The organism is Nocardioides sp. B-3 (assembly GCF_024703895.1).
GTDB lineage: Bacteria > Actinomycetota > Actinomycetes > Propionibacteriales > Nocardioidaceae > Nocardioides.
On record NZ_CP087968.1, the window covers coordinates 1,125,793 to 1,139,102 of the forward strand.

Consider the following 13,310-nt stretch of genomic DNA (forward strand, 5'->3'; position numbering starts at 1 on the left):
CCACCGTCGCTGCCTATGTGTCCGTCGGACGCGAGCCGGGGACGGGGTTGCTGCTCGACACACTGCGCGCGGCCGGGAAGCGGGTGCTGCTCCCGGTGCTGCGCGCGGACAACGACCTCGACTGGTGCGAGTTCGACGGCCACCTCGTGCCGGCCAGCCGTGGCCTGCTCGAACCCGCCGGTCCCCGGCTGGGCGTCGAGGCGATCGCCGAGGCCGAGGTGGTGCTCGTGCCGGGGCTCGCCGCGTCGGCCGACGGTGACCGGCTGGGTCGCGGGGGCGGTTCCTACGACCGGGCGCTGGCGCGCGTCGGCGCCGGTGTGCCCGTCGCCGTACTCCTGCACGAGAACGAGACCGGGCTCGACGTCCCGACCGAGCCCCACGACCGCCGGGTGACGCACGTGGTCACGGAGGCGGGCGTGCTCAGCCCTTGAGCAGGTCGCCGAGCAGTCCGCCGCCGCCGGAACCGCCGCCGGACGCGGTCGCGGGGTTGACCCACTCGTAGGGCTGGACGACCACGAACCCGGGGCCGTGGAAGGCATATTGGAACGCCTCGCCCGACCCGCCGCGCAGCATCGACTTCATGTTCATGCTCGACACGACGTTGGGCACCAGCGAGCTCGACCGGGCGACGGCGGCCTGCACGTCGACGTACGTCGGTTGCTGGGAGCAGTCGAGGACGACCGGCTTGCCGACGGTGCAGAGCGCGACGGTGCCGGTGCCGCGCACGGTGGTGTTGAAGAGGCCGCCTGCCATGATGCCGGCGCCCTTGACCCGGTTGATGTCCCACTCCATCGCCGCGTCGAAGGCCAGCAGGTTGCGGCCGTTGACCGAGATGCCGTCGCCCTCGAGGGTCACGAGGTGGACCGTGCCGGCCTCCTGCGCGAAGAAGACCTCGCCCCGGCCGGAGACCCGCATCAACGGGATGTCCTCGCTGGTGACGACCTTCTTCAGCAGCTTGACCATCGAGCCGGACTTCTCGTGGTCGAAGCGGATCTGGCCCCGGTAGGCCACCATCCCGCCCTTGACCGCGAGCACCTCGGGGCCGAGCGAGACCCGGAGCATGTGGCTGTTCTGGAGGGCGAACCGCTGCCCGTCACCGATCTCGAGGTTGTCCCGGGCGAACAGGTCACTCTTCATGCGGCGAGCCTAGTCATCAGTCCGTCGCGTCGGCAGGCTTCAGGATCAACGTGTCGTCGGCCGCCTCGACGATCGCGTCGCGGGAGAACGGCCGGGGCAGGTAGTCGCCGTTGACGTAGAGCTCCGTCTGGTCGCCGTAGTGGGAGGAGCCGGGGTGACCGGAGACGCCGGTGAGGTTGATGTAGAGCGAGCGGTCGAAGTCGGCCGGGGAGACGACCATGCGCATCGACGGGGCGGCCGTGACCTCGTAGCCGAAGGCCGCGTCCCAGCTGGTCGCGTCGACGATGCTCGGGCCGCCGCCGACGCCGTGCTCGTCGCGGTTGAAGAGCCGCTCGATCGGCGCGACGCCGGACTCGCCGAGCGTCGCGTGGTGCAGGTCGAGCCGGTGCAGGTGGCCCCGTGTCCACTCATCGGCGTCCAGCGCCCGGCGCTTGGTCAGCTCGTCGCGGGCGTCGAGCATCGCCTGCCGCAGGATGTCGTCGCGCGACTCGGTGACGCCCTCCGTCTCGCTGTCGTCCCACCACGGCCCGGCCGGGTCGCGCAGCAGGTTGCTGACCACGGCGAACCAGCGGTCGCCGCCGTTGGGCCAGATCCCCTCACGCAGCTCGTCGTGGAAGGTCAGGCTCAGCAGGTTGCTCCACACGACGTTGTAGTAGGCCGCAGCGGCGCTGTCCGCCGGCTGGCTGAAGTCCCAGGTCCGCAGGAGGTCCCGGCCGTCGCGGTAGTAGCTCGAGCCGAGGTCCTCGATGTCGAGGAGGTAGGGCACCAGCGTCGCGGCCATCGGGTTGGTGGTGTCGAGCTGCAGGCTCGTCATCTCGTCCACGGACAGCTCGCCCTCGGCCTCGAGCAGCTCGCGGATCCGGGTCGAGCGGTAGCCGAAGTCCCAGTCGTCGGTGAGGAAGTAGGGGTAGTCGTCGTCGATCACGGCCCGGTTGGCCGTGACGATGAACCCCTCGTCGGGGTCGAGCACGTTGGGCAGCGCGTCGAACGGGATGAAGTCGCCGGTCCAGTCGTTGGCCGACAGCCAGCCCTCGGCCGGCATCGTGCCGTCGTTGCCGGACTTGCGGATCGGCACGAGGCCGGGCGCCCTGGTAGCCGATGTGGCCGGCGCGATCGGCGTACACCATGTTCTGCGCGGGTACGGCGAAGTCGCTCGCGGCAGCGCGGAACTCGTCCCAGTGCCGGCGCGGTTGAGACCCAGCACCGCGTCGGCGGTCGTGGTCGGCTGCAGCGCGGTCCACTGCAACGCCACGGCATAGCCGTTGCCGCGCGGCCCCGGCTCGTCCGTGGGGGCGTTGGCGCCGACGGTGCTGAGCTCCTTGGAGACGTCGCTGAGCAGCGGCCCGTGGGCGGTCTCGCGGATGTGCAGGACGAAGTCGTCGCCGTCGCGGACCTTGATCGTCTCGGTGCGCAACGTCAGCGGCCCGGCCTCGCCGTCCCGGGATCCAGCTCTCGCCGTCGATCTGCTCGAGGTAGAGGTCGGTGACGTCGGGGCCGAGGTTGGTGAAGCCCCGTGCGATGTCGGCGTTGTGCCCTATGATCACGCCCGGCACGCCCGAGAACGTGAAGCCGGAGACGTCGAGCGTGCAGTCGCTGGTGACCTCGCGGCAGTGCAGGCCCGTCTGCATCCAGATGCCGGGCTGGCTGATGCCGAGGTGCGGGTCGTTGGCGAGCAAGGGCTGTCCGGTCGAGCTGTGCTCGCCGTCGACCACCCACGAGTTGGAGCCGATGCCGTCGCCACGGCCGAGCAGCTCGGGGAGCCGGTCGAGGCCCGCCTGCAGGTCGGCGAGGGCGCGGACGGTCTCGTCGTTGTAGGCCGGCCGGCGCGGGTTGCGGGTCGAGTTGCGGGTGGCGTTCTGCTCGAAGACCTCGTCCACGACCCCGCCGGTGCCGACGATCGGCGGGTGCGCGTCCGTGTCGTAGGCGGGGTAGAGCGCGGCGAGCTCCTCGGGCGAGTGGTCGAGGCTGGCCATCACCCGGGCGATCTCGTCGTCCATGTTGCCGCGCAGGTCCCACGCCATCGCCTTGAGCCACGCCAGCGAGTCTGCAGGGCTCCCACGGCTCGGGCTCGTAGTCGAGACCGGTCAGCCCGAGGATGGTGTACTCGACCGCGATCTCGCTGGTGCCGTTCTGCTCGAGGTAGCCGTTGACCCCCTCGGCATAGGCCGTCAGGGCGTCACGGGTCTCGGTCTCGAGCAGTCCCCACTCCTCCTCCGCGACCCGGCGCCAGCCCATGGTGCGGATGTACTTGTCGGTCTCCAGCCCGTCCTCGCCGAACAGCTCGGAGAGCCGACCGGACGTCACGTGGCGTCGGACGTCCATCTCGAAGAACCGGTCCTGCGCGGCGACGAAACCCTGCGCGCGCATCAGGTCCGCGTCGGTGTCGGCGTAGATCTGCGCGATCCCGTGGTCGTCGTGGATCACCTCGACCTCCGCGTCGAGTCCCGTGAGCTCGAGCTCGCCATCGGTGTCGGGCACGGGTCGCCGTACGAACGCGGCAGTGGTCAGGAGGAGAGCGACCATCAGCAGGGCGAGAGCGGCCGCCGTGTAGGCGGACCAGCGCACCTTGCGCGGCGCCGTGCGGAACAGCGCGCGCAGCGAGAAGTCGTCGTCGGGGCTGGTCGTCGGTTGCTCGGTCATCTCATCAGGCATTGTGCCGTACGCTTGGCAGTCGATCGGGTGGAGTGCCAGCGAGTCGCGGGCACGCCGGATCGGGTTCCCCGAAGCGCCGGCCAGCAAGGTTTCTCATGCCCACCTATCAGTACGCCTGCACCGAGTGCGGGCACGCGTTCGAGCAGTTCCAGAGCTTCAGCGACGACTCGCTGACCGAGTGCCCGGTGTGCCGGGCCGACTGCGCAAGGTGTTCAACGCCGTGGGTGTGGTGTTCAAGGGCTCGGGCTTCTACCGCACCGACAGCCGCGCGGGATCGTCGTCGACGGTGCCCGCCGCCAAGAGCGAGTCGTCTTCTTCCTCCTCGTCTTCCTCCTCGTCTTCCTCCTCGACGGCCTCGTCGTCGACCACGACCTCGAGCCCCAAGCCGTCCACAGGCTCCTCGAGCGACTGACCCCGCTCGTCCCCTGTGGACGAGCACAGGCGAAATGTCCGGGTCGCGACCTAGCGTCGCCCCATGCTCGATTCCGTACGCCGCAGGCTGCGCGCCCTCCGTCGCGCGATCCCGGCCCGCCGGCGGCCCCCGGCCGCGCTGCTCGTCGCGATGGCGGTGCTCGCCGCCCTGCGCACGACCGTCGGTCCGGGGCCGCCGACGGTCGAGGTGCCGGTCGCGGCACGCGACCCGGCGGCCGGGTCACCCCTGACGGCGCAGGACGTCTCGATCGTGGCGTGGCCGGCCGACCCGGCGCCCGACGGGCTGACCTCGTCGGTCGCCGGTCAGGTGCTGGCCGCGCCTCTTCGACGGGGAGAGGCGATCACCGATCGGCGCTTCGTCGGCTCCTCACTGGCCGAGGCCCATCCCGAGCTGACGGTGCTGCCGTTGCGCCTTCCCGACCCTGCCGTGGTCGAGCTGCTGCGGGTCGGCGATCGCATCGACCTGAGCTCCGTCGACCCGGAGACCGGTTCGGCCACCGAGCTGGCCACGGACGTCCCGGTGCTGGCCATTCCACCCCCGGCGACCACCGACTCGACGCTCACCGGACGCCTGATCGTGGCCGGGATCACGCCTGAGCGGGAGAAAATTGTCTCCGCCGCCACCGTGAGGGAGTTTCTTACGGTCGCATATACCCGCTAACGTGCCAGTTTGTCCTGACATTGATTGATTCCGTCTCTCGGGGTCACGCAAGGAGATAATGCAATGAGTGGATTCAAGAACTTCATCCTCAAGGGCAACCTTGTCGAGATCGCGGTCGGTCTGATCATGGCGCTGTCGTTCGCGGCCGTGGTCACGTCCTTCAGCGCGTGGCTGACCGGCCTGCTGCCGGGTGCCTTCCAGGGACGTCTTCGAGGGCGCCGTGCTCGGCGACCTCGGCTTCTTCCTCAACGCCGTGATCGCGTTCGTCGTCATGGGTGCCGTCGTCTACTTCTTCGTCGTCGTGCCCTACACCAAGGCCAAGGAGAAGTTCTTCCCGGCCGAGGCCTCGGGACCGAGCGACACCGAGCTGCTCACCGAGATCCGCGACGCCCTCAAGGCGCGTGGCTGAGTCTCACCGCTCACAGCACTCATCGAACGGCTCGCCCCTCGGGGGCGGGCCGTTCGTGCATTTGCTCCGGCCCCACTCCCCGGTCTCCCCGGCCTCCCGGTAGCGGTGAGTGAGCCACATTCCGGAGCTCGAGAATGTGGCTGTGCCACCTCGGAGCGGCGTGTCCGTGGGGACCCGCCGAACGGGCGGTGTCAAGGCCTCATTTCTGAGCCAGGAAATGTGGGTGGCTCACCGCTGTCGCGAGAGCCCGGGCGTACGGCGACCAGCCGGCCGGCTCAGCCGTGGTGCGGCGGCACCCGGTCGCGGTACCACTCGTCGCCCTTGCCATCTCGGCCGGCGGAGGGGGCGGTGTCGTCGCTGGTCTGCTCCGGGAGCACGTCACCGAACACTGCGGCGAGCCGCTTGCGGCGTACCCACTCCGGCTCGGGCTTGGCCTTGCCCTTGTCGGGCTCGGACTTGTCGCTCACGCGCAGATCCCGGGTGTCGTCTCCTCGGGCGTGGGCTCGTCCGTCGGAGTGGTCGTCTCTGTCTCGGTGGGCGTCTCCGTCGGGGAGGCCTCTTCGGAGGGGGACTCAGTCTCGGCGGGAGTCTCGGTGGGCGTCTCCGTCGGGGCCGGCGTCTCGGTGGCCTCGCTCGACGTCTTGGGCGGCTCGGCCGTGAGGGCCTCGGCGAGCAGTGCCTTCGGCAGCGCCTTGTCCTCGTTGATCAGCTGCCACATCGTGTCGGCCGCCTCGGTCCAGTAGACCTTGCCCTTGAAGTCGGAGTCGAGCGGGGAAGTAGGCCGTCGGCACGGTGATGAACTTGATGTTGTCGAGGCCGACGTTCTGCAGCTGCAGGGCGATCTTGCCGATGCGCGTCACCGAGCCGAGGCCCTCGTCGGTCTCCGGGGAACGGGTCGCCGCGTCCAGAAAAACCCACGACGCGATCCAGACGGGTCAGGGTGCCGGCCGACTTCACCTTGCGGATCAGGGCCGCGATGAAGGTCTGCTGGCGCTTGATCCGGCTGAGGTCGTTCTGCTGCGCGAGCTCGCCCACATACCGGGCGCGCACGTAGTCGAGGGCCTCGTCGCCCGAGAGGATGGAGGGATCGCCGGCGGGCACGTAGATCTGGTGCGCCTTGTCCACGATGGGCTCGGGCACGCAGACCGGCACGCCGTCGACCGCGTCGACCATCTCGCCGAAGCCGTTGAAGTCGATGACCACGAAGTGGTCGACCAGGATGTCGGTGTTCTGCTCGAACTGGGCGACCGTGCACAACGCCTTGCCCTCGGAGTAGGCGGCGTTCCACATGACGTCCGTCGCGGCCGCGCTGTCCTCGCACTCCGGGCGGTCGACGATCGAGTCGCGCGGGATCGAGATGGCGTAGGACCGCTTCCGGTCGGCCGAGAGGTGCACCGGGATCGTGGTGTCGGAGCCACCGCCGGTTTCCCCGGTCGATGGCGTTGTCGGTCCCCGAACGGGTGTCGTCACCCATCACCGGGATGTTGAGCGGCTCGCCGTTGCCGCGATAGACCTTCTCGGGGCGGTCGCCGAGGACCGAGAGGTCCTGCGTGGCGATGTTGCCGTTGAGGTGTCGGTAGAGGAACACCACACTGAGCGCGGTCACCAGCGCCAGCACCACGGTGCTGGCCAGCATCACCCGGCCGACGGTGTGCTTGCGCTTGGTCTCCGCCTTGCGCTTGGGTGCAGGCGCGTCCGTTCCGGGGCTCGACCAACCTGCCACGACTCAGACCACAACCTTTGCCTCAGGAGCCCGCTGACGGGCGACGCCTCGCAACATACGCGAGCGGCTCAAATTGTCACCGTATCCGGGTCAAGGACAAATTCGCGCCGATCAGGAGCAGAGGCCGTTGTCGGCTGCCTCGGACGACGACCCGGTCGAGCCCTCCTCCGAGCCGCGCGGCCGCCCGGCGTCGATCGCGTCGGAGGACAGCTTCGCGCTGAGCGGCTCGTCCATGATCGCGCTGCGGAACAGCCCCTTCGACTCGGGCAACCAGTGCACGCCGTACTCGTCGTCGTACTCCCACGGGACCGTCACGAACCTGATGTCGTCGAGCCCGGTACGGCGCAGCTGCACGGCGAGGTCGCCGAGCTCTCGCACGCTGTCCAGCCCCTCGCTGGTGACCAGCGACCCGGTGGCCGCGCTGAGGAACTTGATCACCCGGTCAGGGCGGGTCAGCGTGCCGCTGGAGACGACCTTGTTGATCATCGACGCCATGAAGTTCTGCTGGCGCTTGATGCGTCCGAGGTCGGACTCCGAGCCGACGTTGTCACGCACACGCACGTAGTCGAGCGCCCGGTCGCCTCGCAGGACGTTGGTCCCGGCGGGCACGAAGATCTGCTTGGCCGGATCGTCGATCTCCTCCGGGACGCAGATCTCGACGCCACCCACGGCGTCGACCATCTCCTTGAAGCCGTTGAAGTCGATGACGACGAAGTCGTCGATGCGGATCCCGGTCGTCTGCTCGACCTGCTCCACCGCGCACAGGGGCCCGCCGAACGAGAAGGCGGCGTTCCACTTCGCGTCCGTCTCGCCGGCGATCTCGTTGTCGTCACCGCAGTCGGGACGGTCGACGACGGAGTCACGCGGGATGGAGATGCCGTAGGCGCTCTCGCGGTCGGCCGAGATGTGCAGGACGACCGTGGTGTCGCTCCGCGCACCGTTGGCGGGGTCCTCCCCGTCGATGTCGTTGTCGTCGCCCTCGCGAGAGTCCGACCCCATCACCGGGATGTTCAGCGGCTGGCCGTCGCCCTCGTAGAGGACCTCGGGGCGGTCGTCGATCTCCTCGATGCCGGGGACGGTCGTCAGGTTGCCGTTGAGGTGGCGGTAGGTGAGCACGGTCCCGAGTGCGGTCATCATCGCCAGCACCACGCAGCTGGTCAGGATCACCCGAGCGATCGTGCGCGAGTTCGCGTCCGTCACGTCCACGACCACGACCACCTTCATCTGGGGAAGCTCGATTCTCGCCCTCGTCCGCGCCCGCACGAATTCACCACGCTGGGTGGGATGCGCGAAGATGGGACCCTCGTCCGTCCGCCGGCAACCAAAGGCCCTCCCACCGTGTCACAGCCCCTTCGCCTGTCACTCGCAGCGACGGCCGGACTCCTCTTCCTGTCTCTCGTCGCGGCGACGGCAGCCGGCGTCGAGGTGCCCACGCCCGGACAGGTCGTGAACTCGTCGGCGACGAGCGAGCTGGCCGCCGAGGACGCCCCCAATGTCCCGGTCTTCCTGACCGACGACATGCGCAAGGACGACCCGGGCTACCTCCCCAACGTGCGCACCCTCCTCGCCGAGCAGGGCATGACGTTCACGCAGGCCCAGTCGCCGCACCCGCTGTGCTGCCCGGCACGGGCCGAGCTGATGACGGGGCAGTACGCGCAGAACAACGGCGTGCACCACAACTCCGGTCGGTACGGCGGATGGCAGGCCTTCGACCCGTCGTCGACCATCGCGACGTGGGCCCGGGACGCGGGCTACGCGGACAGCGCTGCACGGCAAGCACCTCAACCACTTCGAGGCCGACGCCCCGGCGGACGAGGGGTGGACGAACTTCGACATCCTGCTCGAGCCGGCGACCGACTACGAGAACTTCACCTTCTTCGACGGCGACTCCTACACCGACGACTACGTCACCACCCGGCTGGACGAGCGGACCGTCTCCGACATCGACACCCGGGCCGGGCGCCGGCCGTTCCTGATCTTCGCCAACCACGTCGCGCCGCACATCTGGTTCCCGGCCTCCGCGAAGGGCGACGGGGACGGCGACCGCGGTGGCCTGAACCCACCGGCCGAGTCGACGTACGCGCAAGCACTCGCCGGTCTGACGCCCAAGGCGTTCGCGGCGCCGAGCTTCAACGAGCCCGACATGCGTGACAAGGAGTCGATCGTGAGGGGGCGCGCCAAGCTGGGACCACGCGCGCTGAAGCGGCTGAACCCGGCGCGGATCCGTTCGTTGCTGTCGGTCGACGAGGCCGTTGCGCACGCGGTCGCCGCGCTCGAGACCACGGGCGAGCTCGACAACACTTACATCGTCTTCACCTCCGACAACGGCTACGCCCCGGGCGAGCACCGCTACACCGGCAAGGACCGCCTCTCCGACGAGATCCTCGACATCCCGCTCGTGGTGCGCGGCCCCGGCATCCCGGCCGGCACCCGCTCGGACCGGCCGGTCTCGCTGGTCGACCTGACGACCACGCTCGCCCAGCTGATGTCGCTGACGCCGACGCTCACCACCGACGGGGAGACCTTCGCGCCCACGCTCCGCGACCCCGCCGTGCCCGGCTACCGCGACACCATGCTGATCCAGACCGGCGCCAAGGAGCCCTACGTCCGCTTCGCCGGCTGGGCCTACCGCGGCGTGCTGACGCAGCGCTACTCCTACGGCCGCCGCGTCAACAACGGCCCCGCCGACGGGTTCCTCTACGACCGGCACAAGGACCCCTTCGAGCTGACGAACCTGCTCACCAACGCGCTACGCGGCCGTACGCCGTGAGCTCGAGCGGCGCTACCGCGAGCTGGCCGACTGCGCGGGCAGCGAGTGCAACCGCGCCTTCGGACCGCTCCCCCAGCCGGGCAAGTAGCCGGGTGCGCATGGCAGGATGAGCGCCGACCTGCCCCAGTAGCTCAGTGGATAGAGCAGCCGCCTCCTAAGCGAAAGGTCGCAAGTTCGACTCTTGCCCGGGGCACCACGAGTCACCCATCAAAATCTTGCGAGAAACACCGCGCAAACCGAGACGTGGCGGCGGACTACCGATTAGATGTCCCTCGTCAATTGACTCAGGGGTCCCATCATGGGTCCTCCCCGGCCCGGGTCCCCTGAACACTGACGCTTGGTCGATGTCTGGCCAGATCCGCACCCCGGCAGCGTCCCGGCCCCCGTCCGGGGCGCTGCTGCGTTTTGTCAGCGGGTCTCGAAGGTCAGGCCACCGGCCTGCACGCGCCAGCAGGTTGTCGCCCATCGCTCGGGCGGTGGTGACCCGGCCGGCCGTCGTCGGGTTGTCGTCGAAGGCGAGGCACAGCGCCGACTCGGCCAGCATCATCGACGTCTCGGTGTAACCCGGGTCGCCACCCTTCACGCGGGTGCGCACGGTGTTGCCGCCGCCCTCGCCGACGAAGTCGACGGTGAACCACGACTTGGCGCGCTTGGCCTCGTCGGGTCCGTCCCCGGCCGCGACCTTGCCGAGCAGGAAGTTGCGCACGGGCTTCACCCGGGCCGCTGCGGCGAGCGTCGTGACGAGGGCGGCCCCGCCGGCGGCATACCGCAGCGTCTTGGTGCCGGCGTAGTGCGAGTAGCGGAACTTCGGTCCGTACGGCGCCAGCGCGGCGCCGCTGCGGGCCACGACGATCGGGTCGATGGTGGGCAGGGGGAGCAGCCAGTAGCCCAGGACGGGGTCGCGGTGCGGCTTGCCGGACACGGCGCGCGAGGACCGTCCGTCGGCAGGCTTGCCCTGCTTGCGACGGCGATCGGCGTAGGCCGTCTTCATCTGGCGAGCGCGTGAGAACTGGCCCAGCGCGGAGTGGATCGTGCCGCCGGAAGCCATGCCGCCGGAGCGCACGACGCCACGCAGCGTGATCTCCGCGTCGGCCGGCAGCTGCTGGACGGTGTAGTAGGCGCCGAGGTCGTGCGGGATGGAGTCGAAGCCGCACGCGTGCACCAGCCGGGCCCCGGTGCGCACCGCCGTCTCGTGGTGCTGGAGGTACATCCGGTCGACGAACTCGGGCTCGCCCGTGAGGTCGACGTAGTCCGTGCCGGCCTCGGCGCAGGCGGCGACCAGCGGTGCGCCGTACTGCAGATAGGGGCCGACGGTGGTGATCACGACGCGGGCGCGACGGGCGACGTCGGAGAGCGAGGCGGGGTCGCCAGCATCGGCGGACAGGAGCTGGAGGTAGGGCAGGCCGAGCTTGTCGCGAACCGCCTCGAGCTTGCCCCGGTTGCGGCCCGCCAGCGCCCAGCGCAGCCCGGGCGGGGCGTGGCGCGCGAGGTAGTCGGCGGTGAGCTGACCGGTGAAGCCGGTGGCCCCGAAGAGGACGATGTCGAAGTCGCGATCAGCCATAGCCACATCCTCACAGGTCGGGAACCACGCGGCGAGAGGTGGCGTCTGATCGACGTGAAGATCCGGACCGCCATCGTGTCGACCACCGCCCTCTCCCTCACCGCAGCAGCGGGCATCGGAGTGGGGTTGGTGATCGGACGCGGCGACGATGTGGCGCCCCCACCCACGGGGCCGTCGGCCAACGCGTTCCAGCTGGCCAACGCCTCCCCGGAGCTGGCGCCCGACTGCGATTCCCTCCTTGACTCGTACGTCGACCGCGGCCTCGACCTCGTCACGGCCTACGGCTGGGGTGGCGGCGGGATCGTCATGTTCGACGCCCAGATGGACACCGCGGCCGGCGCGGCGGAACGCTCCACCGCGAGCGCGCCCGTGCCGACCACCGTCCGCTCCACCAACAACGAGACCGGCACCAACGTGCAGGAGGTCGGCGTCGACGAGCCCGACGTCGTGAAGGTCGCGGGCGACAAGCTGTTTCTCATCCGGGACAACGTGCTCACCGCCTACGACGTCGCGGGCGACGAGCCGCAGCAGCTGTCGTCGCTGCAGCTGCCCGACCTGCGCAACGGCGAGATCCTCGTGTCCGGCGACCGGGTGGTCGTGCTCGGGAGCCGCGGAGGCCCGGACGACACCAACGGCGCACGGGTCGTCGTCATCGACGTGAGCCAGCCCGGCACCCCGCAGATCGTCGAGGAGACCGACTACACCGCGACCATCAGCGCGGCCCGCCTGCACGGCGACGTCGTCAGGGTCGTGCTCGACAACGGGCTGCCGGTGCTCGACTTCCGCTACCCGGACGGACAGCTCGGCGAGCGGAGTGCGCTCACCTTCAACCGGCAGCTCGTCCGCGACACGACGCTGGCCGACTGGCTGCCCACCGTGGACGGCGAGACCGTCGTCGACTGCGACGACGTCGCACTGCCCACGATGGAGACCGCGCTGGGCACGACGACGGTGGTCACCTTCGAGCCGGCGGTCGTCGAGCCGACCGCCACCGCGGTCGCCACGACGGCCACCACGTCCTACTTCTCCCCCGACCGGTTCTACCTCGCGGCGAGCGCCTCGTCCGGCGGCTGGTGGCGGGGCGACATCAGCTCGACCATCGACTGCATCCGCGGCTGCTTCCCCACCGACGGCAGCACCGAGCTGTTCGCCTTCGCCCTCGACGGCACCGACACGACGTACGTCGCCTCCGGGACCGTGGAAGGACGGATCAAGGACCGCTGGTCGATGGACCACGCGGGCGGCGCCCTGCGGGTGGCGCTCGGCGCGACCAACGAGACCGGCAACTTCAACTCCGTGGTGACGATGCGCGAGACCGACGCGACTCTCACCGAGATCGGCCGGGTCGACAAGCTCGGTGTCAACGAGGAGATCAAGTCGGTGCGATGGTTCGACGACCTCGCGATCGTCGTCACCTTCCGCCAGACCGACCCGCTCTACGCGATCGACCTGACTGACCCGGACGCCCCCGAGCTGATGGGCGAGCTCAAGATCCCGGGCTACAGCGAATACCTGCATCCCCTCGGCGCGCGGCGGATGATCGGCATCGGCCGGGACGCCTCGCGCACCGGGATGGTCCGCGGCGCGCAGGCCGCCCTCTTCGACGTCACCGACCTGACCGACCCGCAACAGCTCGACGTCGTGACCTACCCCCAGGAACTCCATGGCCGGCGCCGGCGTCGACCCGCGCCAGTTCACCCGGCTGCCCGATCGGCGTACGGCCCTCACCGTCGTCTCCCGGGGCTGGCAGGGCCGCACCGGCTGGGTGTCGGTGCTGACCCCGGACGGCGGCTCGATGTCCAACAGGATGGTCGAGGTGGAGTACGGCGACGAGGTGGCCGAGGTCCGGCTCGTGCCGCTCGCAGACGGCCGGGTCGTGCTGGTGACCGGGGACGGTGTCTCGTTCTTCGACTCGGCGTCCTGAGCAGATCCCCCATGGAGGGCATGCGCTCAGGATGAGTGCTT

General features: G+C 69.8%; 10 protein-coding genes, 1 tRNA gene and 5 pseudogenes. 8 read left to right on the forward strand and 8 right to left on the reverse strand.

Translation table 11 applies throughout. The annotated features are described in order from the left end of the window. The first annotated feature begins 17 nt into the window (after positions 1-17). Complete coding sequence (locus LP418_RS07555) at positions 18-431, forward strand: 5-formyltetrahydrofolate cyclo-ligase (RefSeq protein WP_257955853.1); 414 nt, start codon at positions 18-20, stop codon at positions 429-431. Here the strand turns inward: LP418_RS07555 and LP418_RS07560 are convergent. The 3 genes and pseudogenes from LP418_RS07560 to LP418_RS32800 form a co-directional block, all read right to left on the reverse strand. Then, positions 421-1,137 carry an AIM24 family protein gene (locus LP418_RS07560; protein ID WP_257955854.1) on the reverse strand — a complete coding sequence of 239 codons (717 nt, stop codon included), beginning with the start codon at positions 1,135-1,137 and terminating at the stop codon, positions 421-423. The genes LP418_RS07555 and LP418_RS07560 overlap by 11 nt on opposite strands. Before the next feature lie 16 nt (positions 1,138-1,153). After that, a pseudogene (locus LP418_RS07565) lies at positions 1,154-3,158 on the reverse strand (penicillin acylase family protein). Positions 3,159-3,231: 73 nt separating this feature from the next. Beyond that, positions 3,232-3,789: pseudogene (locus tag LP418_RS32800) on the reverse strand (penicillin acylase family protein); the annotation flags it as partial. A gap of 95 nt (positions 3,790-3,884) precedes the next feature. On the opposite strand from LP418_RS32800, the pseudogene LP418_RS30455 reads away from it, so the two are divergent. The 4 genes and pseudogenes from LP418_RS30455 to LP418_RS07590 all read left to right on the forward strand — a co-directional run. After that, positions 3,885-3,947, forward strand: a pseudogene (locus LP418_RS30455) (FmdB family zinc ribbon protein); the annotation flags it as partial. A 317-nt stretch (positions 3,948-4,264) separates the two neighbouring features. After that, a complete protein-coding gene (locus tag LP418_RS07580) occupies positions 4,265-4,882 on the forward strand; it encodes an SAF domain-containing protein (protein WP_257955857.1) in 618 nt (205 codons plus the stop codon). A gap of 63 nt (positions 4,883-4,945) precedes the next feature. After that, positions 4,946-5,002, forward strand: a pseudogene (locus LP418_RS07585) (large conductance mechanosensitive channel protein MscL); the annotation flags it as partial. Between the two features lie 70 nt (positions 5,003-5,072). Continuing rightward, positions 5,073-5,291, forward strand: coding sequence for an MscL family protein (locus LP418_RS07590; RefSeq protein WP_257955858.1), 219 nt, complete (start codon positions 5,073-5,075; stop codon positions 5,289-5,291). 275 nt (positions 5,292-5,566) lie between these two features. On the opposite strand, the gene LP418_RS07595 is transcribed toward LP418_RS07590, so the two are convergent. From LP418_RS07595 to LP418_RS07610, 4 genes are all read right to left on the reverse strand, one after another. After that, a complete protein-coding gene (locus LP418_RS07595) occupies positions 5,567-5,758 on the reverse strand; it encodes a hypothetical protein (RefSeq protein WP_257955859.1) in 192 nt (63 codons plus the stop codon). Further along, positions 5,755-6,009, reverse strand: a complete 255-nt coding sequence (locus tag LP418_RS07600) for a hypothetical protein (RefSeq protein ID WP_257955860.1) — start codon at positions 6,007-6,009, stop codon at positions 5,755-5,757. The genes LP418_RS07595 and LP418_RS07600 overlap by 4 nt, the downstream gene beginning before the upstream one ends. Next, positions 5,997-6,761, reverse strand: coding sequence for an LCP family protein (locus LP418_RS07605; protein ID WP_257955861.1), 765 nt, complete (start codon positions 6,759-6,761; stop codon positions 5,997-5,999). Before LP418_RS07605 ends, LP418_RS07600 begins: the two co-directional genes overlap by 13 nt. A gap of 364 nt (positions 6,762-7,125) precedes the next feature. Beyond that, positions 7,126-8,238, reverse strand: coding sequence for an LCP family protein (locus LP418_RS07610; RefSeq protein WP_257955862.1), 1,113 nt, complete (start codon positions 8,236-8,238; stop codon positions 7,126-7,128). Between the two features lie 294 nt (positions 8,239-8,532). Here LP418_RS07610 and LP418_RS07615 point away from each other — a divergent pair. Further along, a pseudogene (locus tag LP418_RS07615) lies at positions 8,533-9,784 on the forward strand (sulfatase-like hydrolase/transferase). A gap of 120 nt (positions 9,785-9,904) precedes the next feature. Beyond that, a tRNA-Arg gene (locus tag LP418_RS07620) sits at positions 9,905-9,980 on the forward strand. On the opposite strand, the gene LP418_RS07625 is transcribed toward LP418_RS07620, so the two are convergent. Next, the gene (locus tag LP418_RS07625) at positions 9,939-11,345 is read right to left on the reverse strand and encodes a saccharopine dehydrogenase family protein (RefSeq protein ID WP_257956935.1); all 1,407 of its coding nucleotides are present in this window, start codon (positions 11,343-11,345) and stop codon (positions 9,939-9,941) included. The genes LP418_RS07620 and LP418_RS07625 overlap by 42 nt on opposite strands. 321 nt (positions 11,346-11,666) lie before the next feature. Between LP418_RS07625 and LP418_RS07630 the strand changes: the two genes are divergently transcribed. Beyond that, positions 11,667-13,304, forward strand: coding sequence for a beta-propeller domain-containing protein (locus LP418_RS07630; protein WP_257956936.1), 1,638 nt, complete (start codon positions 11,667-11,669; stop codon positions 13,302-13,304). Positions 13,305-13,310 lie beyond the last annotated feature (6 nt).